This is a genomic window from Roseovarius nanhaiticus (assembly GCF_900156535.1).
Taxonomy (GTDB): domain Bacteria; phylum Pseudomonadota; class Alphaproteobacteria; order Rhodobacterales; family Rhodobacteraceae; genus Roseovarius; species Roseovarius nanhaiticus.
Map to the genome: position 1 here is coordinate 47,110 of NZ_FTNV01000002.1, position 22,757 is coordinate 69,866.

General features: G+C 63.8%; 18 protein-coding genes and 1 tRNA gene. 1 reads left to right on the top strand and 18 read right to left on the bottom strand.

All coding sequences use genetic code 11. The features are described 5' to 3' along the window. Window positions 1-152: 152 nt before the first annotated feature. Window positions 153-2,192 (top strand): NADH:flavin oxidoreductase, encoded by a 2,040-nt coding sequence (locus tag BW975_RS10440; protein ID WP_076533737.1) that lies wholly within the window; start codon window positions 153-155, stop codon window positions 2,190-2,192. Between the two features lie 24 nt (window positions 2,193-2,216). Here BW975_RS10440 and BW975_RS10445 read toward each other — a convergent pair whose 3' ends face one another. The 18 genes from BW975_RS10445 to BW975_RS10530 all read right to left on the bottom strand — a co-directional run bounded on the left by BW975_RS10445 (window position 2,217) and on the right by BW975_RS10530 (window position 22,756). Then, window positions 2,217-2,993 (bottom strand): DUF2189 domain-containing protein, encoded by a 777-nt coding sequence (locus BW975_RS10445; RefSeq protein ID WP_076533740.1) that lies wholly within the window; start codon window positions 2,991-2,993, stop codon window positions 2,217-2,219. A 3-nt stretch (window positions 2,994-2,996) separates the two neighbouring features. After that, a complete protein-coding gene (locus BW975_RS10450; RefSeq protein ID WP_076533747.1) occupies window positions 2,997-4,412 on the bottom strand; it encodes an amidase in 1,416 nt (471 codons plus the stop codon). Window positions 4,413-4,538: 126 nt separating this feature from the next. Continuing rightward, window positions 4,539-4,628, bottom strand: a tRNA-Ser gene (locus BW975_RS10455). Window positions 4,629-4,683: 55 nt separating this feature from the next. Then, on the bottom strand, window positions 4,684-5,403 hold the full coding sequence (locus BW975_RS10460; protein ID WP_076533752.1) for an alanyl-tRNA editing protein: 720 nt from the start codon (window positions 5,401-5,403) through the stop codon (window positions 4,684-4,686). Then, window positions 5,400-7,919, bottom strand: coding sequence for a DUF3772 domain-containing protein (locus BW975_RS10465; RefSeq protein WP_076533754.1), 2,520 nt, complete (start codon window positions 7,917-7,919; stop codon window positions 5,400-5,402). Before BW975_RS10465 ends, BW975_RS10460 begins: the two co-directional genes overlap by 4 nt. Continuing rightward, window positions 7,916-8,947 carry a cysteine synthase A gene (locus BW975_RS10470; protein ID WP_076533756.1) on the bottom strand — a complete coding sequence of 344 codons (1,032 nt, stop codon included), beginning with the start codon at window positions 8,945-8,947 and terminating at the stop codon, window positions 7,916-7,918. The genes BW975_RS10465 and BW975_RS10470 overlap by 4 nt, the downstream gene beginning before the upstream one ends. Before the next feature lie 58 nt (window positions 8,948-9,005). Then, window positions 9,006-10,175: an NUDIX domain-containing protein gene (locus BW975_RS10475; RefSeq protein ID WP_083687076.1), complete on the bottom strand. Its 1,170-nt coding sequence runs from the start codon at window positions 10,173-10,175 to the stop codon at window positions 9,006-9,008. Next, a complete protein-coding gene (locus tag BW975_RS10480) occupies window positions 10,133-10,591 on the bottom strand; it encodes a TrgA family protein (RefSeq protein WP_083687077.1) in 459 nt (152 codons plus the stop codon). The genes BW975_RS10475 and BW975_RS10480 overlap by 43 nt, the downstream gene beginning before the upstream one ends. 3 nt (window positions 10,592-10,594) lie before the next feature. Beyond that, the gene (locus tag BW975_RS10485) at window positions 10,595-11,803 is read right to left on the bottom strand and encodes an SAM-dependent methyltransferase (protein ID WP_076533760.1); all 1,209 of its coding nucleotides are present in this window, start codon (window positions 11,801-11,803) and stop codon (window positions 10,595-10,597) included. A 68-nt stretch (window positions 11,804-11,871) separates the two neighbouring features. Next, complete coding sequence (locus tag BW975_RS10490; RefSeq protein ID WP_076533762.1) at window positions 11,872-13,293, bottom strand: cryptochrome/photolyase family protein; 1,422 nt, start codon at window positions 13,291-13,293, stop codon at window positions 11,872-11,874. A 51-nt stretch (window positions 13,294-13,344) separates the two neighbouring features. Further along, a complete protein-coding gene (locus tag BW975_RS10495) occupies window positions 13,345-14,571 on the bottom strand; it encodes an aminotransferase class V-fold PLP-dependent enzyme (RefSeq protein ID WP_076533764.1) in 1,227 nt (408 codons plus the stop codon). 98 nt (window positions 14,572-14,669) lie between these two features. Then, window positions 14,670-16,373 carry a BCCT family transporter gene (locus BW975_RS10500; protein ID WP_076533766.1) on the bottom strand — a complete coding sequence of 568 codons (1,704 nt, stop codon included), beginning with the start codon at window positions 16,371-16,373 and terminating at the stop codon, window positions 14,670-14,672. 352 nt (window positions 16,374-16,725) lie between these two features. Beyond that, window positions 16,726-18,177 (bottom strand): Do family serine endopeptidase, encoded by a 1,452-nt coding sequence (locus BW975_RS10505; RefSeq protein WP_076533767.1) that lies wholly within the window; start codon window positions 18,175-18,177, stop codon window positions 16,726-16,728. A 128-nt stretch (window positions 18,178-18,305) separates the two neighbouring features. Then, entirely contained in the window at window positions 18,306-18,503 is a 198-nt protein-coding gene (locus tag BW975_RS10510; RefSeq protein ID WP_076533769.1) for a DUF2065 family protein, read from the bottom strand. Continuing rightward, window positions 18,503-19,588, bottom strand: coding sequence for a protease modulator HflC (gene hflC / locus BW975_RS10515; RefSeq protein ID WP_083687079.1), 1,086 nt, complete (start codon window positions 19,586-19,588; stop codon window positions 18,503-18,505). Before hflC ends, BW975_RS10510 begins: the two co-directional genes overlap by 1 nt. 1 nt (window position 19,589) lies before the next feature. Continuing rightward, on the bottom strand, window positions 19,590-20,753 hold the full coding sequence (gene hflK, locus BW975_RS10520) for an FtsH protease activity modulator HflK (RefSeq protein WP_076534720.1): 1,164 nt from the start codon (window positions 20,751-20,753) through the stop codon (window positions 19,590-19,592). A 131-nt stretch (window positions 20,754-20,884) separates the two neighbouring features. After that, entirely contained in the window at window positions 20,885-22,240 is a 1,356-nt protein-coding gene (gene gor / locus BW975_RS10525; RefSeq protein WP_076533772.1) for a glutathione-disulfide reductase, read from the bottom strand. Continuing rightward, window positions 22,241-22,756, bottom strand: coding sequence for a hypothetical protein (locus BW975_RS10530; protein ID WP_076533774.1), 516 nt, complete (start codon window positions 22,754-22,756; stop codon window positions 22,241-22,243). Window position 22,757 lies beyond the last annotated feature (1 nt).

The window sequence follows — 22,757 nt, forward strand, 5'->3', positions numbered from 1 at the left end:
TATCCGGCGCGCCCGCCGCACAACGGCAAAGGATCGCGCTTTGCGCGGCGCCCAAAGGCGTTGAATATCGCCTTCTGCGCGGTAAGGTCGTTTAAGCTGTGCATGTCGCAGCCCCCGGAATACCCCCACCCCCTTGCGATAAGGCCCCGACCATGAGCCGCGACCCCCTGCTGCAGCCCTACCAGCTGAAACACCTGACGCTGAAAAACCGGATCATGACCACCAGTCACGAACCCGCCTACCCGGTGGACGGCATGCCGACCGAGCGCTACCGCGCCTATCACGAGGAGCGCGCCAGGGCGGGCGTGGCGTTGACGATGACGGCAGGATCGGCCGTGGTCAGCCGCGACAGCCCGCCGGCCTTCAACAACGTGCTGGCCTACAAGGACGAGGTTGTGCCGTGGATGGCCGAATTGACCGATGCCTGCCATGCCCATGGCTGCGCCGTGATGATCCAGCTGACGCATCTGGGCCGGCGCACCGGGTGGAGCAAGGGCGATTGGCTGCCCTCGGTCGCGCCCTCGCATCACCGAGAGCCGGCGCATCGCGCCTTTCCGAAACAGCTGGAGGAATTCGACATCGCGCGGATCGTCAGCGACTATGCCGACGCCGCCGAGCGAATGCAGAAAGCCGGCCTCGACGGGATCGAGCTGCAGGCCTATGGCCATCTGATCGAGCAGTTCTGGTCACCCCTGACCAACACGATGGACGCGCCCTATGGCGGCGATCTGGAGAACCGGATGCGCTTTGGGATGGAGGTGCTGGACGCGATCCGCGCCCGCGTGGGCCCCGATTTCATCGTCGGCCTGCGCTATACCGCGGATGAAACCGCGCCGGGCGGCATCACCGAGGCCGAGGGGCTGGAAATCGCGCGCCGCCTCAAGGCGACGGGCCAGGTCGATTTCCTGAACGTGATCCGTGGCCAGATCCACACCGATCCGGCCATGACGGATGTGATTCCGGTACAGGGCATGCGCTCGGCGCCACATTTGGATTTCGCGGGCCGCATCCGGGCCGAGATCGGTCTGCCCACCTTCCATGCGGCGCGCATCCCCGATGTGGCGACCGCGCGGCACGCCATATCGGCGGGCCTTCTGGATATGGTCGGAATGACGCGGGCGCATATGGCCGACCCGCATATCGTCGCCAAGATCGTTGCCGGGCGCGAGGCCGATATTCGCCCCTGCGTGGGCGCCACCTATTGCCTCGACCGGATCTATCAGGCGGGCGAGGCGCTGTGCATCCACAACCCGGCCACCGGGCGCGAGCTGTCTCTGCCGCATGTCATTACCCCATCCCCCGCGCGCAAGCGCGCCGTGATCGTCGGCGCGGGTCCGGCGGGGCTGGAGGCCGCGCGCGTCGCCGCCGAGCGTGGGCATGACGTGACCGTCTTCGAGGCGGCGAAGGATCCCGGCGGTCAGGTGCGCCTTTGCGCCCAGTCGCGCCGCCGCAGCGAGATGATCGGCATCATCGACTGGCGCATGGCGCAGTGCGCCGCGCGGGACGTCACCTTTCATTTCGGCACGTTGGCCGAGGCCGAGGATATCACGGGGCTGGGCCCCGATGTGGTGGTCATCGCCACCGGCGGCCTCCCCGACATCACGGTCCTGGACGAGGGTGCAGACCTTGCCGTCTCGGCCTGGGACATCCTGACCGGTGACGCGCAGCCCGGGGAGAATGTGCTGATCTACGACGATGCGGGCGATCATCCCGCCCTGATGGCCGCCGAGGCGATCACCGCGGCGGGCGGTCGTGTCGAGATTATGACACGCGACCGCAGCTTTGCCCCCGAGATCATGGGCATGAACCTGGTCCCCTATATGCGCAGCCTGCAAGGCAATGGCGCCACCTTTACCGTGACGCGCACCCTCAAGGGTCTGCGCCGCGCGGGCAACATGATCGAGGCGCGCATCGGCACGGATTACTCGCCGCTCGAAGAGACGCGGCAATACGATCAGGTCATCGTCAATCAGGGCACGATCCCGCTGAGCGATCTCTATTTTGATCTGAAGCCCCTGTCGCGCAACAACGGCGCGCTGCGCGAGGCGGCAGTGGTGGCCGGGTCCGGCCCGCTCTTCGAGACGATCCGGCCCGAGGGCGGCTTTGATCTCTACCGGATCGGGGATGCGGTATCGTCCCGCAATATCCACGCGGCGATCCATGACGCGCTGCGCGCCGGGGTGCAGTGGTAGGGCGCCGCGCCCAAGCGGCGCGCCCTACTCCGCCTTAAGCCCCGCATAGATATGCCACGACGCATGGCCCAGCCACGGCAGCACCACCAACAGGCCAAGGAACGCAGGCAGCATCGCCAGCACGAGAAGGACGGCGATGAAGGCCGCCCAGCCCAGCATGATCGCCGGATGCGCCATCACCACCCGCACGCTGCGCGCGGTTGCCGTGATGCAATCCACTTCGCGGTCCAGAAGGAGCGGCAGGCCGATCACGCAGATCGAAAAGAGAAAGAGCGCGAAGCCTGCACCGACGGCTGTACCGAAAGCCAGCATCATCAGGCCATTGGGGCTGAGGAACACCTCGCCCGAGGACATGATGTTGGTCATCGGCTTGAGCCCCAGAAAGAGCGCAAAGATCATATGTCCGAGGAAAAACCAGAACAGCAGCATCACCATCATCAGCGCGCAGAGCATCGGCAGGTGCCGCCCGCCCTCAGTCCAGAGCGCGCGGAAAACGCGGCCAATGCTGGGCGCCTCGCCAAGCCCGCGCAGGCGCGAAACCTCATAGGTGCCCAGCGCGGCGAAGGGCGCAATCAGAGGAAAGCCAAAGACGCCAAGAACCAGCCAGAAGGTATGACCGGCCCAGACGGTGAGCGCAGTCATCCCCCAGCCCGCCAGCAGGCAGAGGGTCGAGACCAAAAGGCCGAAGGCGGGCGCCGCCCGAAAATCCTGCCAGCCCGCTGCCAGCGCGCGGCGCAACAGCGCCGGGGTCGGCTGGTTCAGTTCCGGCACCCCATGGGCGCGTCCTGCGGTCGTTTCCATCGCTTATTCCCCTCGCATTGCTGGCCGCGCCTGCGGCCAAGCAGCCCGCTCATGCCACTGCTGCGCAAGGCGCAGCAGCAATCCATCACTGCCCCGTGGACCGATCATCTGCAAACCCGCAGGGAGGCCCTCTGCACCGAAGCCGATCGGCAGGTTTACAACCGGCAGGCCGATCAACCCTGCGGGCACGACCACCTGCATCCAGCGGTGATATGTGTCCATCGCGCGGCCCGCAATCTCTTCGGGATATGTCCAATTAACGTCAAATGGCCAGAGCTGCGCCGAGGGCAAAACCAGCACATCATGCTGCGCGAACAGCTGCGCGGTGCGGCGGAACCAGTCCGAGCGGATCTCGCTCGCGCGCTGCACCTCGCGCGCGCTCATCGCGAGGCCGCGCTCGATTTCCCATAGGGCGGCCGGCTTGAGAAACGGGCGGCGCGCCGGATCGCCATGGATGGCGCCCAGACTGCCCGCCACCGCGAATGAGCGCAGCTGGGTCCAGGCGTGCCAGATCGCCTCCGCGTCAAACGGCGCCTGCAGCGCCTCGACGCTGTGGCCCATACCCTCCATCTGGCGCAGCGCGGCTTCGGAGATCTCGGTAATGCCCGGCGCATAGGGAAAGGCGCCACCCCAGTCGCCCAGCCAACCGATGCGCAGCCGCTCCGGCGCCGCATCAATGCCGCCCAGCGTCTTGGAACCCTCAGCGCTTAGCGGCTGGCGCGGATCGGCGCCGGTCATCGTATCCAGAAGCGCGGCCAGATCGCCGGGCGTGCGCGCCATCGGCCCGTTCGTTGACAGCTGGTGAAGATACATGTCGCCCATCGGCTCGGACGGGACCGTGCCCCATGTGGGGCGCATACCATAAACGTTGTTCCAACCCGCCGGATTGCGCAGGCTGCCCATCATGTCCGACCCGTCGGCAATCGCCAGCATCCCAGTCGCCAAGGCCGCCGCCGCCCCGCCCGAGGAGCCACCCGCCGAGCGGGTGAGGTCGTAGGGGTTGCGCGTCGCGCCATGCACCGGGTTGAACGTGTGCGATCCGAGGCCGAATTCAGGCGTGTTCGTCTTGCCGATCACGATTGCACCTGCCGCCCGCAAGCGTGCTACCATAATGTCATCGGCCTCAGCCACCTCACCCGCAAACAGCGGTGAGCCACGCGAGGTAGGCAGCCCGGCAGCATTGGCAAGGTCCTTGATGGCGATAGGAATGCCGTGGAGCCAGCCCGCACGCGGCGCCGCGTCCGCCGCGTGCGCTTCCGCCATCAGCTCGGCTCCGTCCCGAAGGCTGACAACGGCGTTGACGCGTGGATTGACCGCCGCGATCCGCGCCAGTGTCGCCTCCATCAGCTCGGCCGCGGACAGATCGCCCTTCGCCAAGGCCGCGGATTGGCCGCGCGCGTCCATGTTCAAGATATCCATGCGGCAATATGACCGCGACGGACGCGAAGGTGCAATATGTCAGATGCGCTGGACGATCCCAGCATGCAATTTCGCGGCAAAGCGCCAGATGCCGCGGAGCTATGACGTGCTATGGACTGGGGATAATGGCGGAGCGACAGGGATTCGAACCCTGGAGACGGTCTCCCGCCTACACACTTTCCAGGCGTGCGCCTTCGACCACTCGGCCACCGCTCCGTTGCGCCTCTTTAACGGGCGCGCGGGCGGCAGATCAAGCGGATAATGGCGCTTTTCAGTTATCGAGGTGCAGATAGACGCGGCGGTTCTGACGGCCCTTCTTTTCGATCTTGCCAATGCGCATCTGGCCGATCTCGCCGGTGCGTGCGACATGAGTGCCGCCGCATGGCTGGCGATCCACAAAGGCCGGCCCGTTCCCGATCTGCACCAGACGGATGCGCCCCGCGCCGCGGGGCGGGGCGACCGACATCGTCTTGACCAGTTCGGGGTTGGCATCCAGCTCGGCGCCGGTGATCCAATCCTCGGTTACAGGCAGATCCGCATCGACCAGCGCATTGAGCGCCGCCTCGAGCGCGTCGGGATCCTCGGGCGCCTCGGGCATGTCGAAATCAAGTCGGCTGCGCGCCTCCGCAATGGCGCCGCCCGAAACGGGCAACGGAATCACGACAGATAGCAAATGCAGGCCAGTATGCATCCGCATCAGGCGATGGCGGCGCGGCCAGTCCAGCACCTGCTGAAGCTGCATTCCGACGGGCGGCAATGCCTGCGGCGCAGCAGGGACAAGCACGATGGCGTCCGCATCGCCCTTGACCGTTGTCGCCACATCCAGACCGCCGCCAGCCCAGCTGACATGACCGCTATCGCCCGGTTGCCCGCCCCCCGTGGGGTAGAAAATCGACCGGTCGAGAACGATGCCACCCTCGGCAGTATGCGCAACGACGCGGCCGGGTGCGTCTGCACAATAGGGATCGTCCAGGAAGATAGGATGGGTCATCGCCCGTCTCCGCCAGCGCCGCCCGCGCCATCGGCATCATCCATACGCTGCGCCTCCTGCGCTTTGGTCGGACCCTGCGCAGCCACCTTTTCGGCGCCGTCTTCGCGGGTTTGATTGCGATCGCCCGCCGCATCGCTTTGGGCGTCGCCCTTGGATGCACCGGTCAGAGCCTCGGGGTTGCGCAGCCAGATATCGCGTTGCTGGAACGGGATCACGATACCCTCCTCGTCGAAACGCTTGGCGATCTCATGGTTCATGTCCGAGCCGACATTCATGATGAAATTCACGTCGCGCAGGATTGCGCGGATCTCGAAATCATAGGAATCCGTTCCGAAACCGCGAAAGAGGATCGTCGGCTCGGGATTCATGAGCACCATCGGGTGGGCAGTTGCGACTTCGTGCAGGATCGCCTCGACCCGCCGGGTGTCAGTCCCGCGGGCCACGCCCACCTTGACGATCACGCGGCCGACAGTGCTGCCCTTGGTGTAGTTGGTAACGACTCCGCTGACGAGGTCCGAGTTGGGAATGATCAGGTCCGAGCGATCGAAGGTCTCGATCCGCGTCGAACGCACCGAGATTTCGCGCACAGTGCCGTGCTGCCCGTTCACCTCGATCCAATCGCCCTGCCCGATGGGCCGCTCGATCAGCAGGATGATGCCCGAAACAAAGTTCGACACGATGTTCTGCAGGCCAAAACCGATACCAACCGACAGCGCACCGGCAACGATGGCGAGGCTGCTAAGGTCGATGCCCGCGCTGGTCACCGCGATCAGGGAGGCCAGAAAAATACCGATATATCCGACACCCGACACGATCGCATCGCGTGCGCCCATTTCCATCCGCGTCTTGGGCAAGAGCGAATTTTTCAGGGTGCCCTGCAAGAGCCGCGTGATCAAGAAACCGATGGCGAAAACCACGGCAAATGTAAGGAAGATCGTTGGCGAAATGGTCAGATCGCCCAAAGTCACGCCGCGCTTGAAGCGGACCCAAAGCTCGCTCAGATCCGCGACGCGTGCCCCCCAGGCGAGGGCAAAGAAAGGCAGCGACATAAGCGCCAGAACGAAACCCGCCAACATCGGAAAGAGGTCATCGGACGAGCCTTCGCTCTTGCGCGTGGCCAGAACGTAGATTTCAACGACAACACCGCGCAGCACGAGGATGACAGCCAGCAGCATCAGCGACAGAAGCGACGGTATCAAAAGGCCGACAGCCGCCTTGTAATACCCGATACTGGCCAGAAGCGGCGCCCCGATCGCCACCGCGACGAGCAGCTTGACGAAGAGATTGCCGATCCGGCTGCGATACCCGCCCGACTCCGCACCCGCATCTTCGGCATCTTCCGCCGAGCTGCGGTAATGCTTGGCCAGGATCCGCGACAGCCGGATCAGAAGCAGGCCAGCCAGAACCATGACAGGGAACACCATGACGACACGCGCTTCGGGTGACCAACCTCCGCCATCCGCCAACTCGCGGATGAAATGCATAACCGCGATGATGACGCCCAAGAGGCCACCGTAAAGCCGCCCCGCCTTGCGATCGCTTGCCTCCAGCCTCAGCAAAAGGCGATTGTCGTCCTCCCGCGGAAAGAGGCGCTGCGCGAGCCAGCGCGCCACCAGAAATATCAGGACCGTCGTCAGCAGGATGTCGAGCACCCTGGCCGAATGCTCCTCGAGAAAGCCGGACAGCACATAGCCCTGGACCATCAGCAGAACGCCGATGAAGGGCATCAGGATCTCGCCAAGCGACATGACGAACCGGATCAGCCATTTGCCCGAGGTGACGGCCTTCGGCATGATGAGGCGCACCAGAAACTCGGCCCAGAACCGCCCGCGCACCAATAAAATGAGACCAATAAGGCCCAACACGATGGCGGCAGGCAGACGCGGCGAGACATCTGATCGGCGAACCGGGTCATATAGCGCGCCGGACATTTCGGCGCGGACATTTTCGAAAGTCGTGTAGAGCGCACTTAGCCCATCAGACCAGTTGGCAGGATTAAGCGGCGAAGGCCCGCGCTCGAGAAATTCCTCGGCCTGCCGCTCGCGGATGATGCGATCGACGTTGCGGATCATCTCGTCGGCTTCGCTGTAGGCCAGCTCGGCCTGCCGCACCGGCGCCCGCAATTCGGATAGCTGCTTGTTCAGCGCCTCGCGCTGTGACGCGATATCGGCGCCTTCGCTCTCGCCATCGGCGGGTGCGGGGCCCAGCGCGCGGATTTGGGCCTCAAGCGTTGAAATCGCACTTGAATTGATACTTTCCGCATTGGCAAAGACGCTGCGCCATTCGGCCAGTTGTTCGCGCAGCGCCTCGAATGACGCGAGCGAAGCGCGCTGATTTTCGATGGCGTCCGCGGCGCGGCCCGCCAGATTGTTCCACGCATCGTAATCGGGCGCCGATGGCGGCTGCTGCGCATGGGCAGCGCCCGGCACCGCGACAATGGCCGTCCCGACCACGCCCAGCGCAGGCATGAATGCCAGCGCCAGCACCAGAGCCAGATGGCGCAGCAGTGCCATCATTCCGCGAACACACCCGGGATCGAGCGCGGCGCGCCCGTCATCCAATCCGGTACCGGCAGGTTTTTGCTGCGCAGGAACTCCGGATTGTAGAGCTTGGACTGATAGCGCGAGCCGTAATCGCACAAGATGGTGGCAATGGTATGCCCCGGCCCCATTTCCTTGGCGAGCCGCATCGCGCCCGCAACGTTCACGCCGGTCGACGCGCCCATGCAGAGCCCCTCTTCATGCAGAAGATCGAACACGATCGGCAATGCCTCATGATCCGTGATCTGATAGGCGAAATCGGGCGTGAACCCTTCGAGATTGGCGGTGATGCGCGCCTGCCCGATGCCTTCGGCAATGCTCTCGCCTTCGCTCGCCAGCTCGCCGGTGGTGTAATAGCTATAGAGTTTGGCGCCCATAGGATCGGCCAGCGCCACCTTTACGCCCTTGGGCTGGAGCGCCATGCCGACACCCGCCAGCGTGCCGCCCGAGCCGACCGCACAGCAAAAGCCGTCCAGCTTGCCGCCCGTCTGCTCCCACAATTCCGGGCCGGTCGTCTCGATATGGGCAAGGCGGTTGGCGGTGTTGTCGAACTGGTTCGCCCAGATGACGCCCGCTTCGGTCGTCTTGGCCAATTCCTTGGCCAGCCGCTCGGAATAGCGCACGAAATTGTTTGGATTGCTGTAGGGCGCGGCAGGCACCTGCACCAGCTCGGCGCCGGCAAGGCGCAGCATGTCCTTTTTTTCCTCGCTCTGCGTCTCGGGGATGACGATCACGGTCTTGAACCCCATCGACGCACCCACAAGGGCGAGGCCGATGCCGGTGTTACCCGCCGTCCCCTCGACAATGGTGCCGCCGGGTTTCAGCTCGCCGCGCTGCACCGCATCGCGAATGATATAGAGCGCAGCGCGATCCTTGACCGACTGGCCCGGATTTAGGAACTCGGCCTTGCCCAGAATGGTGCAGCCGGTCTCCTCGCTGGCGCGGCGCAGCTTGATCAAAGGGGTGTTACCGACTGCGTCGGCCAGATCCTCGGCAATGCGCATGGCGCGTCCTTTCAGCTTGAAGCGTTGGGAGAACACTTAGGCTTGATACGTCTTGGACTCAAGGCGTCCGGCGGAGCGTCGCGCGCTCCCGCGCGAGCCATAATAGCGACAGGATCAGCGGCCCGTTATCGGCCTCACCCGTTTCGATAAGACGCATTGCATCCGCAAAACCTATCAGATGAATGCGGATATCCTCGGCTTCGGACGCAAGCCCGCCAAGGCGCGGCAAGTCGTCCGGCAGATCGGCAAGACCCACGAAATTGTGAAAATATTCCGTGGAGTAGCCGGGTGTGCAGTAATAGCTGGCAATCGGCTCCAGCGCGCTGAGGGCGATACCCGCCTCCTCCTCGCACTCACGGCGCGCGGCCTCCTCGGGCGTCTCGCCGGCGTCGATGCGGCCCGCCACCGGCTCCAACATCCAAGGGCGCGGATCGCCCCGGCCATAGGCGCCCATGCGAAACTGCTCGACCATCAGCACACGGTCCCGGACCGGATCATAGGGAAGCACCATGACGGCGTCGGTGGCCACCACCATCTCGCGGCGCACTTGCTGATCCGCGCCGGACGCAAACGTCGGATGGCGCAGGCGTTGCGTCTCGAACCGGTAGAAGCCGATATGGTTTACCTCGGTCTCCAGCGTCTCTACGGCGCGGCTGGGCGTGTCGCTGCGGATCCGCGCAGGCACGCCCTCTGCCGCCGACAGCCGGGCCGACGCCCGCGCACGGATCATCGGCATCCGCGCGGCGAGCGTGTCGGCGTCAAGGCGCCCCAAGTAACCCATCGCCTCCTGCGCGGCGGTACGGCTGAGCGCACCATGCCGGTCCTGCCAATCGCCTAGATCAAAGGGCGCGCCGGGCGGCACAGCGCCCGGGCGCGGGAAATAAACGCGCGCGGGTCGAGGCATGCCCGCGTGATCCCGCACCTCCACCGGGGCCAGATCGTAGCCAAAGCCACCCTCATAGAAATCGAGCCGCGCAAGCAGCGCAGCATCAGGCGCGTTCAACAACAACCCCGGCGCCGCCGCGCCTGACTGATTGACGATTGTGGGATAGATCTGTCCCTCGGCCCAGAATACCGCGTGATCGGGCAGTATCGCCTGGATCACCGGCGCTTCGGCGCCCAGCACGATGTTCCGCAATTCGGTGTCACGAAGTGTGCCGTAGAGAAAGATATCCTCCACCCGGCTCAGCTCCAGCGTCTTGACGCTGCCTCCGCCAGAACACCGCACAGCATCCCGCCGATCAACAGAACGCCGATCAGCATCGGGTCGATCAGATATTGGGCATAATCCACGGCATTGTCGAAAATGCCGATAATCGCCTCGGCGGGGCCATCATACCGATTTTCCATGGACTGCTTGAGCATCAGATTGAGGCTTTGCAGGAAAAAGGCCCAGATGATCAGCGCCAGGACCCCGGTCAAACCATTGGCCAGCGCGTCGACCATGCCGCGCCCCGCCCGGCTCCCAATCACGATCCAGCCGCAAAGAAGGCCCAGCACCGCATTGACGTAATTGAACCAGCCAAAGGCAGTGCCCTCGGGCATAAGGGGGCGCACCAGATCAGAGGCAAACCAGCCCAGCGCACCCAGCGACAGGGCCGCGACAAGGCGGGCGGCGGTGGGCAAGGTACGCGTGGCGGGCATGTGCTATCCGGGTTTTGCGATGGTAATCTGTGTCACGTCGCAGTTTCCCGCGTGAAACGATCCGGCGCAAGAGGTCAGGTAGAAATTCCACATCCGCCGAAACCGCTCGTCAAAACCCAGAGCGGCGACACTGTCCCATTGATCGTTGAAACGCTCATGCCAGCGGCGCAGCGTCTGGCTGTAACTCTCGCCGAATTCAAAGGAGCCGGCCACAGTCAGGCCCGCGCGCTCGACCTCCTGGCGCAGCACCGTGGGGCTGGGCAGCATACCGCCCGGAAATATGTATTTCTGTATGAAATCAACGCCCTTGCGATAGACATCCCAGCGCGCGTCGCTGATCGTGATGATCTGCAACGTCGCACGCTTGCCGGGGCGCAGCCGATCGCGCACGGTCTGGAAATAAACGGGCCAGTATTGCTGGCCCACCGCCTCGAACATCTCGATGCTGGCGATGCCGTCATAGATACCCCGCTCATCGCGGTAGTCCTGCATCTTGAATTCGACCAGATCCGACAGGCCCGCCTTCTCGATCCGCTCGCGCGCGTAATTCAACTGCTCGCGGCTGATGGTGAGTCCGGTCACCTTCAATCCGCGCTCGGCCGCGGCATATTCGGCAAAGCCCCCCCAGCCACAGCCGATCTCCAGCACATGATCACCCGGCTCCACGCCCATCCGGTCGACCATCGAGGCATATTTGGCGATTTGTGCCTTCTCCATACTCTCCTGGCCCGTCTCGAAGATGGCACTAGAATAGGTCATCGTTTCGTCCAGCCAGAGCTTGTAGAAATCATTGCCCAGATCGTAGTGGTGGCTGATGTTCTTGCGCGCCTGCCCCTTGGAGTTCTTGCGCAGCCAGTGGCGCGCGCGTTCGAAGGCGCGGACAAAGCTCATCCCCGGAAAGCCGTCATAGACGTCCTCGTTGTCGGTGCAGATGAAATCCATCAACGCCTGCAGATCGGGTGTGGACCACCAGCCGTCGAGATAGGCGTCACAAAATCCCAGATCCCCCTCGCGGATCAGCCGCGCAAAGACGTCCGTGTTGTGCAGGTGCACCTCGCCCACCGGGCCCGGATTGGGACCCTCGGCGCGAAAGACGCGTCCGTCGGGCAGCACAAAGTCAAGCCGCCCGCGATTGACATGGCGCGCCTTGTCAAAAACAGCGGCAAAATAGCGGGGCAGATCTTTCTGGCCGTTGGTCGAAGTCAGGATCATGGCAGCGGTCATTCCATTTTTTATCGGCGTGATACGCGTCCGCGTACTGGCCTGTCATCTTCAATCGCTCAGAACGAACGACCTTTATAGGCATCGAGCGCGCGCTGGCGCCCCTCGCTCAGGCCCACGACAGGCTCGGGATAGGCATCATCCGGCCCGATGTCCCAACTGCGCGGGATCGCGTCGAAATAACTCAGCGCGCTCTCGCTCGGCTCGTCTTGTCCTTCCACGATCCACGCGCGGGTATAGTTTCCCTTTTTATCAAATTTTTCCAGCTGCGTCTCGGGGTTGAAGATGCGGAAATAGGGCGAAGCGTCCGGCCCGCAGCCAGCCGCCCATTGCCAGCCCATCGCGTTGCTGGCGATGTCCCAGTCCGTCAGGTGATCATCGAACCATGCCTGCCCGACACGCCAATGGGTCATCAGATGCTTGGTCAGGTAGCTGGCCACGATCATGCGGGCGCGGTTGTGCATGCGGCCGGTCACATACATCTCGCGCATGGCGGCATCGACGAACTTGATGCCCGTCCGCCCCTGTTTCCACGCCATCACCTCGGGCGTATCGCCATCCTCGTTCCAGGGAAACTCGTCCCATTTTTCCCGCCAGTTGCGCGTGGCGATTTGCGGCGTGTGATAGATGAGATGATATGCGAATTCGCGCCAGACCAGCTCTTTCAGCCATGCCTCGGCGCCTTTCGACCCCATGTTCAGCTTGCGCATGCCGGCGTGCCAGCATTGCGCCGGGCTGATCTCGCCGAGGCTCAGGTTCTCCGACAGGCCGGACGTGCCGTTGACGGCAGGTTTGTCGCGCGCGTCGTTGTAGTCATTGATCGGATCATCGATGAACCACGCGAGCCGGTCCTGCGCGGCCTCTTCTCCGATCGTTTGATAGGGCAGAACGATATCGGCGCCCCGGTCCATGGCGGCGCCCATGCGCCAGTCCTTCAGATCGTCCGTGCCCGGCCAGCTCTCAGGCGGGCGCAGATCCGTGGGCGCCTTCAGCGGCTCGGCCACGTCGCGGTCCTTCACCGCGCGCCACATGGGCGTGTAGACCTTGTAATAGCCGCCATCCTTCGTCTCGACCGTCCACGGCTCGAACATCAGATGGCCCGCATGGCTTACGGCATCGATGCCGTCCTCCTTGAGGGCGGATTTCACGGCCTTGTCCCGCTCGATCGCGTCCGGATCATAAAGGCGCGACCAATGCACCGCCCCTGCCCCGGTTTCCTCGATCAGATCCCGTAGCACCTGTAGCGCCTCGCCCTTGCGCAGGATCAGGCGGCTGCCCTTCTCGTCCAGCGTCTCGGCCAACTTCCCAAGGCCAAGGCCAAGCCGCCATTTCGGCGCGGCGCCCAGCGACGCGACGGTATCATCATGAATGAAGACCGGAATGACCGGCCCGCCAGCCTTGAGCGCGGCCGCCCATGCGGGATGGTCGCTCAGCCGCAGATCGCGGCGGAGCCATAGGAGGGTTGGTTTGCTATCGCTCATGTCAGGTCCGGTTTGTGCACTCGCGCATGACATAGGGCGCGGCGCACGGGATCAAAGAACTTCGTCCAGCGCATTCATCAACTTATCAACTTCGGCCGGGCTGGTGTAGTGAACAAAGCTGAGGCGCAGAACACCATGCGCCGGATCTACGCCCATCGCCCGCAGCGCGCGCACAGCGTAGAAATCGCCGCCCCCCGCCATGATGCCATAATGGCTGAGATCGCGCGCGACCTCCTCGCCCGGGCGGTCGGTGCGCAGGGCGACGGTAGGCGCGCGGCCTGCTGCGTCACCGGGACCGATCAAACGCACCGAATTGCGCGAGGACGCATAGTCCAGCAGCGGCTGCAGCAGCGCCTCCTCATGGGCACGCATCATGTCATGCACGCCGCGCCCCCGCGCCGCAGCATCGCCCTCCAACCCGTGATGATCCGCCAGCGCATCGATATAATCCGCCATGCCCGCACAGGCCGCGACCTGCGCATGATCCGGGCCCGCGGGGGTAAAGCGTTTGTAGAGGCTGTCCTCGTTGAAGTAGTGACCTTGGTTGGGCAGCATCATTCCAAGGCTGCGCCGGATCGCCATGATACCCTGATGCGGCCCGTAGGTCTTGTACGCCGAAAAGAGGTATATATCCGCGCCCAGCGCACCTACATCCGGGATGCCGTGGGGCGCATAGCTGACCCCATCAACGCAGACGAAGGCGCCTGCCGCATGCGCGAGTGCGGTGATCTCAGTGACGGGATTGATCTCGCCCACCACGTTCGAGCAATGGGGAAAGCAGACAAGCCGCACCCGCTCATCCAGCAGATCCTCCAGATCGCCGGGGTCCAGATGGCCGGTCTCCGGGTTTATGCACCATTCGCGCACCTCATATCCCTCATCGGCCAAACGCCGCCACGGCCCGGTATTGGCCTCGTGGTCCTGATTGGTCACGATGATTGCGTCGCCGGGCCGCATCCACTGGGCAAAGGCGCGTGCCAGCACATAGGTATTCTGAGTGGTCGAGGGGCCGAAGCTCAGCTCGTCCGTGTCGATGCCCATGATGGCGGCGAGCCGCGCACGAGCCTCATCCATCTCGGCGCCGCCCAATGTGCTGGCCTCATAGGGCGCATAGGGCTGCACCTTGCGCTGGCGATAAAAACGGGTCAGTCGATCAATGACGGGCGCGCATGCGTAAGAGCCGCCCGCATTCTCGAAAAAAGCCTGCCCCGCCAGAGACGGTTCGGCGAAGGCCGGGAACTGCCCGCGTACGAATTCAACGTCCAAATTGCTGCCCATCTCGGCCCCTCCTTCTGCGTTCGGGGCAGCAAACAACAAAGCCCCCCGACGCGCAAGCATCGGGGGGCCTTGTCAGATCGGCTGAAGCTGCCTTGTGCCTAGGCGCGTTTTTCGGATTGCAGGCCGCGGAAGATGGCCCAGCACATGACCAGCAGCACCATTGTGAATGGCAGGCCCGTCGAGATGACAGCCGATTGCAACGCTGCCAACCCACCTCCGATCAACAGCACGATCGCGACCGCACCCTCGAAGATGCACCAGAACACACGCTGCGTGACCGGCGCATCCACCTTGCCACCCGCCGTGATCGTATCGATCACGAGAGAGCCGGAGTCGGACGAGGTCACGAAGAACACCACCACGAGGATGATCCCGATGGTCGAGGTGATCGTCGCCAATGGCAGCTGATCGAGCATGTAAAAGAGCTTCAGCTCGAGCGAGGCTTCCTTGGCCGCCGTGTAGCCGTCATTGACGACCTGGCTGATGGCCGTACCGCCAAAGACACTCATCCACAGCACGCAGACCAGGCTGGGGATCAGCAGCACGCAGATCAGGAATTCACGGACGCTGCGGCCCCGGCTGACGCGGGCGATGAACATGCCCACGAAGGGTGACCAGCTGATCCACCAGGCCCAGTAGAATGCCGTCCAGCCTTGCACGAAGTTGGTATCGTCACGCCCGAACGGATTGCTGAGCGGGATGAGGTTTTGCAGATAGGCCCAGAGGCTGTCCGCAAAGAAGGTCAGCAAGAAAATCGGACCGCCCACGATCAGGGTAAAGAGGAGCAGAAGGCCCGCAAGGCCCATGTTGATCTCCGACAGCACCTTGACCCCGCCATCCAGACCGCGCGCCACCGAAATCAGCGCGATCGCGGTGATGCCCGTGATCAGCAGAACCAGCAGCGTGCTGCTATCCGCGACTCCCGATTCTTCGCTGTTGCCATAGGCGATGCCAAGGAAACTGCGCGTGCCTTCTGCGGCGTCGCCCGATCCGTAAAGGAAGGTCAGGCCCGATGCCGCTTGCTCGGCGCCAAAGCCCAGCGATGTTGCCAGACCAAAGAGCGTGGCAAAAACGGCCAGCGTGTCGATGATATGGCCGGTCCAGCCCCAGACCCGCTCGCCAAAGATGGGGTAGAACGCGCTACGCAGCGTCAGGGGCAGGCCCTTGTTGTAGCTGAACAGCGCCAGCGCCAACGCCACAACCGCATAGATCGCCCAAGGGTGCAGACCCCAATGAAAGATCGTCGCCGCCATGCCAAGGCGCGTCGCTTCGGCCTCGGATGCCGCCGCGCCCAAGGGAGCCCAGTCGGTGCGCAGACCGTTTTCAACGCTTGTCCCGCCCAGCGAACTGCCGAAATGGCTCATGGGCTCGGACACGCCGAAGAACATGAGGCCAATGCCCATGCCCGCCGCGAAAAGCATCGCAAACCAGCCGATGTAGCTGTAGTCGGGCGTCGCCTCGGTCCCGCCCAGCCGGATCGAGCCGTAGGGGCTGACGATCAGGAAGAGGCAGAAAATCACAAAGATATTGGCGGCGCTGAGGAAAAACCAATCGAATGTCTTGGTCACGAAGTCGAACGACCATGAAAACATGGCATTCGCCTGATCCGGCAGCGCCAACGCGAAAAATACGAAGGCGACAATAGAGATGCCGGCCATCGCAAAGACAGGGTTGTGAAAGTCCAGGCCGAAAGGCCCGATCTTCGTTTCGAAATTGTCCTGACCGATTTCGTAATCTGTTTCGATGATGTCGGAATTTCCTTCTGGAGCAGGTATTCCCTGATCGTCAACTGTGTCGACCATGCGTTATCCTTTCCCTGGTGGCCATGCCCCGTCTGCGCAACCTGCGCCGTCCGGAACCGTGCCAACCGTTTCCTTTTTGCGCGCAGCAGTTTTTGCGCGATCTTGCCGTCTGAAGCTGTACGACCCAATGCCGCCCAGCTTCGACAGAGCGATATTCGCCTGAACCTTGACGACGAAGTAGAGTGGTACAGTAACAAGACATCACAGGGGATCGCAACCAAAGCGGCACCGATCGGTCCAAAAGCGACCTCAGGCTGGCGCAGCGCGGCGTACCCAAAGGCCAAAAGACCCCACCAAGCATCCTTGGCGGGGGCCTCGTCCGAACCTGCAAGCGGTCAAAACCGGTGGGCGGTTACTCCTCGGACAGGGTCAGCGCGACAAAGCGCGGCTGCCCGTTCGAGCGCACCAACAGCAGGATCGACTTGCGGCCCGCCTCGCGCGCGTCCTCGATGCGGCTTTCCAGCTCGGCAATGCTGGTCAGGGCTTGCTGGCCTGCCTCGGTGATCACGTCGCCCGCGCGCATGCCCTTTTCAAAGGCTTCAGAGACCTGATCGACATCCTGCACCACAAGGCCGGTTGCATCGCTGTCGAGCTCGAGCTGGCCGCGCAAATCGTCGTCCAGCGGCGCCAGCGTCATACCCATCAGAGTTTGGGGCTCGGGTGCGGCGTCGGGTGTGCTTTCGTCGCCCGAGGATCCACCTTCGGCCTCTTCGCGGCGGCCCAGCGTCACTTTCAGAGTCTTGGTGCCACCATCGCGAAAGACGACGACGCGGACGGTCTTGCCCACCTCGGTCTCGCCCACCTGGCGAACCAATTCGCGCGTGTCGGGCACCTTGACGCCGTCAAAGGAGGTGATGACATCACCCGCCATCATGCCTGCGTCCTTTGCGGGGCCCGGCGGGACATCCGTCACCAGTGCGCCTGCGGCTATATCGAGACCCATGGCCTCGGCAACATCCGGGGTCACATCCTGAATGCGCACGCCCAGCCAGCCGCGGCGCGTCTCGCCGAACTCCTGAAGCTGATCGACGACGCGGGTCACCACATTCGACGCCATCGAGAAACCGATACCGATCGAGCCGCCATTGGGGCTGAGGATCGCGGTATTTACCCCTACGACCTTCCCATCCATGTCGAACAGCGGCCCCCCTGAATTGCCTTGGTTGATCGCCGCATCGGTCTGGATGTAATCGTCATACGTGCCCGAAAGCGCCCGGTTGCGCGCCGATACGATGCCCGCACTGACCGAGAAGCCCTGGCCCAGCGGATTGCCCATGGCGATCACCCAATCTCCGACGCGCGCCGTGTCACTGTCGCCAAAGCTGACGAAGGGAAGCGGATTATCCGCCTCGACCTTCAGAAGGGCGATGTCGGTCTTGGGGTCGGTGCCGATGACCGTGGCTTCCAGCTCGCCGCCCTCGTAGAACTCGATGATGATCTCATCCGCGCTTTCGATGACGTGGTTGTTGGTGACGATATAGCCATCCTCCGAGATCACGAAGCCCGAACCAAGCGCCGAACCGCGCCGCTGGCGCGGTGCGGGGGCGTCGTCATTACCCCGGTCTCGGAATTGGCGAAAGAGATCTTCCAGCGGCGAACCTTCGGGCACGATGGGCCCGGCGCCACGGCCATCGGCCACGGTCGTCGAGGTAGTGATGTTGACCACCGCGGGGCTGATCTTTTGCGCCAGATCGGCGAAGCTTTCGGGGCGGGCCTGTGCAGCCAGCGCCTGCGCCAGCACCAGTGCCGAAACCAGCATGGCCAGCGCCATCGCCTTGAAAGTCGCGGTATTCGGACGGGCCATCGCTGCGCTTTGGTGTCTCAAGATCGTTCTCCTCGGTTGCGTTTCATCCTACGCCTTGACTGCGAGTGTAGGCACAGACGCGGCGAGTGCAAACGGTGATTGCATGCTTCACGTGAGCGTGACGCGCCTCATGCCCCCAGCGACTTGGCGATCCAAACGAGCGCGAGCCCCGCCGCAATCGCGGCGAGACCCATCAATCTGCGTGTCTCGTGCGGCATGGCACGCATCGCCTCCAACATCCGGTCCACGATGCCGGGGGCCAGTGCATAAATCAGCCCCTCAACGATCAGCACAAGGCCAAGCGCAAGCGCACCGGTCGCCAGCATCACTCGGCTGCGGGTTGATCGTCGCCGGCAGTGCCGCCATTGGACAGCACACCGCTGGTTGACGCGCCCGAAGCCGCGTCCCCGCCTGTCCCTACATCCGCGCCATCCGTGCCGGCATCGGTTTCGGGCTCAGCCTCTGCGCCGCTGCTGCTCCCGGCGGTGACTGCTTGCGCGGCTTCCGCTGCTGCGGCCTGCCCGGCTGCACCCAAGGGCGGAACGGGCCCGCCGACCGAGTTGAAGTAGCTGAAGAAATCGCTGTCGGGCGACATCACGATGGAAGAGTTGCTGCCCTGCAGCGCGGCACGATAGGCATCCAGCGAGCGATAAAATTCAAAGAATTCCGCATCCGCACCAAAGGCTTCGTTGAAGATCGCGTTCGACAGGGCATCCGCCTCGCCTCGGGTGATCTCGGCCTGACGGCGCGCATCCGACACCAGCTCGACCTGCGTCCGGTCGGCCTGCGCACGCACACGCTGCGCCGCCTCGTTACCGCGCGCGATCTCGTCCGCCGCCTCGCGTTCACGCTCGGCCCGCATCCGGGCGAAGGTGGCGTCGAGGTTCTGCGCCGGAAGGTCGGTACGCTTCAGGCGCACGTCCACCACTTCGATGCCCAGCTCGCGCGCCTCTGAGATCGCGGCGTTGCGGATGCGCAGCATCAGCGCGGCACGGTCCGTGCTGAGGATGTCGTTAGAGCTGACCGAACCCAGAACTTCGCGGGTCCGCGAGCGCAGGATCGAGTCAAGCCGGCTCTCGGCAAAGGGGATACCCCCATCACCGACGGCCTCGCGGAAACGGCGCACATCCACGATGCGATAGCGCGCAAAGGCGTCCACGACGAGGCGCCGGTCATCCAGCGGTGTCACCTCGAGCGGGTCGATGTCCCGGCTCAGAATCCGGTCGTCATAGCGCACGACCTGCTGAATGAACGGGATCTTGAAGCCGAGACCCGGCTCTTCCTTTACGTCGATGATCTTGGAGAATTGCAGCACCAGCGCGCTTTCGCGCTCGTCCACGATAAAGATGGACAGCATGCCGACGACACCGGCCACCGCGACTGCGGGAAGGATGAATGCGGATTTGCTCATATTACTGGTTTCCCGAATTATTGCGCAGCTCATTGAGCGGCAGGTAGGGGACGACGCCTTGGTTGCCCGAGCTGTTCTGGTCGAGGATGATCTTGTCCATATCGCCCAGCACTTCCTCCATCGCCTCCAGATACAGACGCTTGCGTGTCACCTCGGGGGCCTTGGTGTATTCGCCCAGAACCGCGCTAAAGCGGCTGGCCTCACCTTCGGCCTCGTTGACGACACGGGCGCGATAGCCTTCGGCCTCTTCCAGCGTCTGCGCTGCCTGACCGCGCGCTTCGGCGAGGATACGGGCGGCATAGGCATCAGCCTCTTTTTCGAGGCGGTCGCGCTGCTGCTCGGCGGCCTGCACTTCGCGGAAGGCGTCGATCACCTCTTGCGGGGGATCGGCCTTGTCAAAGTTGATACGGACCACGTTGATCCCGCTGGCGTAACTGTCGAGCGTGTTCTGGATCAGATCCTCAAGGCGCGAGGCGATGACACCCCGGTCGCGGTTGAGGATGGGCGCAAGCTGCGACTGCGCGATGATTTCACGCATGGCCGATTCCGACACGGCGCGGATCGTCGCGCGCGGGTCGCGCAGGTTGAATAGCAGCATGGCCGGATCATTGATGTTCCAAACCACCTGGAAGTCGATGTCGACGATATTCTCGTCGCCCGTCAGCATGAGACCAGCTTCGCCGCCGCGTCCGCCGACGCCGATATCTTCGCTTCGCTCGGACGTCACGACAACCTTCTCATACGTCACGAAGGGCCATGGCGCGAGATGCGGGCCCGAGCCGGTCGTGCGATGATACTCACCCAAGAACAACTCTACGGCGCGCTCTTCGGGCTTGACCGTATAGAAACTTGCAAAGAGCCAGAGCGCGACAACACCCAGAAGGCCGAGGATGACCATGCCACGTGTGACGCGCGGGCCTTCGCCCCCGCCACTGCCGCCGGCACCGCCGCCGCCGCCACGACCGCCCATCAAAACGCGCAGCTGATCTTGGCCCTTGCGGACCAGCTCATCGATTTCCGGCATCTGGCCGCTGCCGCCGGGCCGCCGCCCGCCGCGGTCGCCACCACTCTGGTCGCCACCATTTTGACCATTGCCCCGGCCACCGCCCGAGCCTCCGCCCGAATTACCGCCGCCGCCCCACGGGCCGCCCGACTGTCCTGCCATGAAGATCATCCCCTTGAAATTCCCTGGCCGCGGTGCTGTGGCACCGCCGCCCTTTGTAAACTGTATAGCGCAGCCCGGAATTCAACCCAAATCCGGCCAAGCGGCGCCGATAATCGACATTGCGCCCGGTCCTAGCCCGTGCGCACCGGCGCCTTCATCGTCACCAATTCTTCTGACATGGTGGGATGCACTGCGCAAACACGGTCGAAATCCTCTTTCGTGGCGCCCATCTTGACCGCGATCCCGGCCATCTGGATCATCTCGCCCGCGCCAGGCGCGACGATGTGACACCCCAAGACGCGGCGCGTCGCCTGGCTGACCACCAGCTTCATCAGCACGCGGCCCGGGCTGCCGATAAAGGCGGTCTTCATCGGCCGGAACGAGGTACAATAGACTTCGATCGGCTCCAGATCGCGGGCGGCCTCCTCGCTGAGGCCGACGGTGCCGATTTCGGGCTGGGTAAAGATGGCTGTCGGGATAAGGTCGTGATCCACCGGCGTCGGATTGCCTTTGAATACCGTTTCGACAAAGGCCATCCCCTCGCGGATGGCCACGGGCGTCAGGTTAACCCGGTCCGTCACATCGCCGATCGCGTAGATCGAGGGCACGGCCGTCTGGCTATACTCATCGACTTCGATCTGGCCGTTCCGGCCAAGCCTTACGCCGAGATCCTCAAGGCCCAGATCCGCGCTGCTCGGCCTGCGGCCCGTGGCAAAGAACACCTTGTCGAACCGCTGCTCGGACCCGTTGGTCGGCTTGACCACATAGCCATCCCCATCGGACGCGATGTTCATGATATTGGTGCCCAGCTTCAGATTGATCCCGTTTTCGATCATGTCCTCGGCCACGAGGCCACGCGCCTCTTCGTCGAATCCGCGCAGGATCTGCGCGCCGCGGTAGAACTGGGTGACATTGACGCCAAGGCCGTTGAGGATGCAGGCAAATTCGCAAGCGATATAGCCGCCGCCGACCACGAGAATGCTGCGCGGCAACTGATCCAGATGGAAAATGTCATCGCTGACGATGCCATGCTCGGCGCCGGGCATGTCGGGCCGCACCGGCGCGCCGCCGGTCGCGATCAGGATATGCTTGGCGGTAAAGCTCTCGCCGGTCGAGAGGGTCACGGTATGCGCATCGCTGAGGCGCGCGCGGGCGTCGTAGGTCGTCACACCGCTGTTTTTCAAAAGGCCGCGATAGATCTCCTCCAGCCGGTCCAACTCGGAGTGCAGATGCGTGCGGAACGCGGTCCAGTCGAAACCACCGGAATGGACGGTCCAGCCGTAGGATTGCGCATTCTGGATCTCGGCGGGAAATTCACTGGCAAAGACCATCAGCTTTTTGGGCACGCAGCCGCGAATGACGCAGGTGCCGCCGTAACGGCTTTGCTCGGCCAGCGCGACGCTGGCCCCCGTCGCCGCCGCGACGCGCGCCGCGCGCACCCCGCCCGAGCCGCCGCCGATCACGAAGAGATCATAGTCGAATGTCATTCAGATGCCTTTCTGTTCCGTAGCGGCGACCCGCGCCTGCCCCATCGCCGCCTCGATACCGCCCAGCCGCTTTTCCAGGCCAGGCCGCCGCGCCATCAGCGCCGCGTGAAACCGTGCCGCCGCATCGGCGCCCATGACGCGCAGCGACACGATGCCGAAGCGCTCCGCCTTGCCGACTTGAGCGGGCACGGCAAAGAGAACGCCCACCCGGTTCGCCGGATCAATCGTATGCGCGATCAGATCCTCCCAGGCAAAGCTCTGCACCTTGCCGAGATTGCCGGTCACCTCAACCGCGTCCGGCGTCATGCGCGCCACCCAGCGGCGCCGCAAGAGCGACACGGCGGTGAATATCGCGCCCGAGGCGCAGAGTGCGCCGAAGAAAGCCCAGCCCACGCTGCCGCCATCCTGCCACAGCCATAGCGCCATACCCGCAGCCACCGAATAGGCGACGATGTTGAACATCATCGCCGCGCGCCGTCTCGGCGCAATCGGGAAAATCTGGACGCCGTCATCCATG

Excerpts from the sequence above, each read along its gene's own strand:
- BW975_RS10530 (WP_076533774.1), bottom strand. The coding sequence starts at position 22,756 with ATGGATGACGGCGTCCAGATTTTCCCGATTGCGCCGAGACGGCGCGCG.
- hflK (WP_076534720.1), bottom strand. The coding sequence starts at position 20,753 with ATGGCAGGACAGTCGGGCGGCCCGTGGGGCGGCGGCGGTAATTCGGGC.
- BW975_RS10480 (WP_083687077.1), bottom strand. The coding sequence starts at position 10,591 with ATGCCCGCCACGCGTACCTTGCCCACCGCCGCCCGCCTTGTCGCGGCC.
- BW975_RS10510 (WP_076533769.1), bottom strand. The coding sequence starts at position 18,503 with ATGCTGGCGACCGGTGCGCTTGCGCTTGGCCTTGTGCTGATCGTTGAG.
- BW975_RS10500 (WP_076533766.1), bottom strand. The coding sequence starts at position 16,373 with ATGGTCGACACAGTTGACGATCAGGGAATACCTGCTCCAGAAGGAAAT.
- BW975_RS10470 (WP_076533756.1), bottom strand. The coding sequence starts at position 8,947 with ATGCGCATTGCCGAGGATCTGGCCGACGCAGTCGGTAACACCCCTTTG.
- BW975_RS10445 (WP_076533740.1), bottom strand. The coding sequence starts at position 2,993 with ATGGAAACGACCGCAGGACGCGCCCATGGGGTGCCGGAACTGAACCAG.
- gor (WP_076533772.1), bottom strand. The coding sequence starts at position 22,240 with ATGACATTCGACTATGATCTCTTCGTGATCGGCGGCGGCTCGGGCGGG.
- BW975_RS10450 (WP_076533747.1), bottom strand. The coding sequence starts at position 4,412 with ATGGATATCTTGAACATGGACGCGCGCGGCCAATCCGCGGCCTTGGCG.
- BW975_RS10490 (WP_076533762.1), bottom strand. The coding sequence starts at position 13,293 with ATGAGCGATAGCAAACCAACCCTCCTATGGCTCCGCCGCGATCTGCGG.
- hflC (WP_083687079.1), bottom strand. The coding sequence starts at position 19,588 with ATGAGCAAATCCGCATTCATCCTTCCCGCAGTCGCGGTGGCCGGTGTC.
- BW975_RS10460 (WP_076533752.1), bottom strand. The coding sequence starts at position 5,403 with ATGACCCATCCTATCTTCCTGGACGATCCCTATTGTGCAGACGCACCC.
- BW975_RS10465 (WP_076533754.1), bottom strand. The coding sequence starts at position 7,919 with ATGATGGCACTGCTGCGCCATCTGGCTCTGGTGCTGGCGCTGGCATTC.
- BW975_RS10440 (WP_076533737.1), top strand. The coding sequence starts at position 153 with ATGAGCCGCGACCCCCTGCTGCAGCCCTACCAGCTGAAACACCTGACG.
- BW975_RS10485 (WP_076533760.1), bottom strand. The coding sequence starts at position 11,803 with ATGATCCTGACTTCGACCAACGGCCAGAAAGATCTGCCCCGCTATTTT.
- BW975_RS10505 (WP_076533767.1), bottom strand. The coding sequence starts at position 18,177 with ATGGCCCGTCCGAATACCGCGACTTTCAAGGCGATGGCGCTGGCCATG.
- BW975_RS10495 (WP_076533764.1), bottom strand. The coding sequence starts at position 14,571 with ATGGGCAGCAATTTGGACGTTGAATTCGTACGCGGGCAGTTCCCGGCC.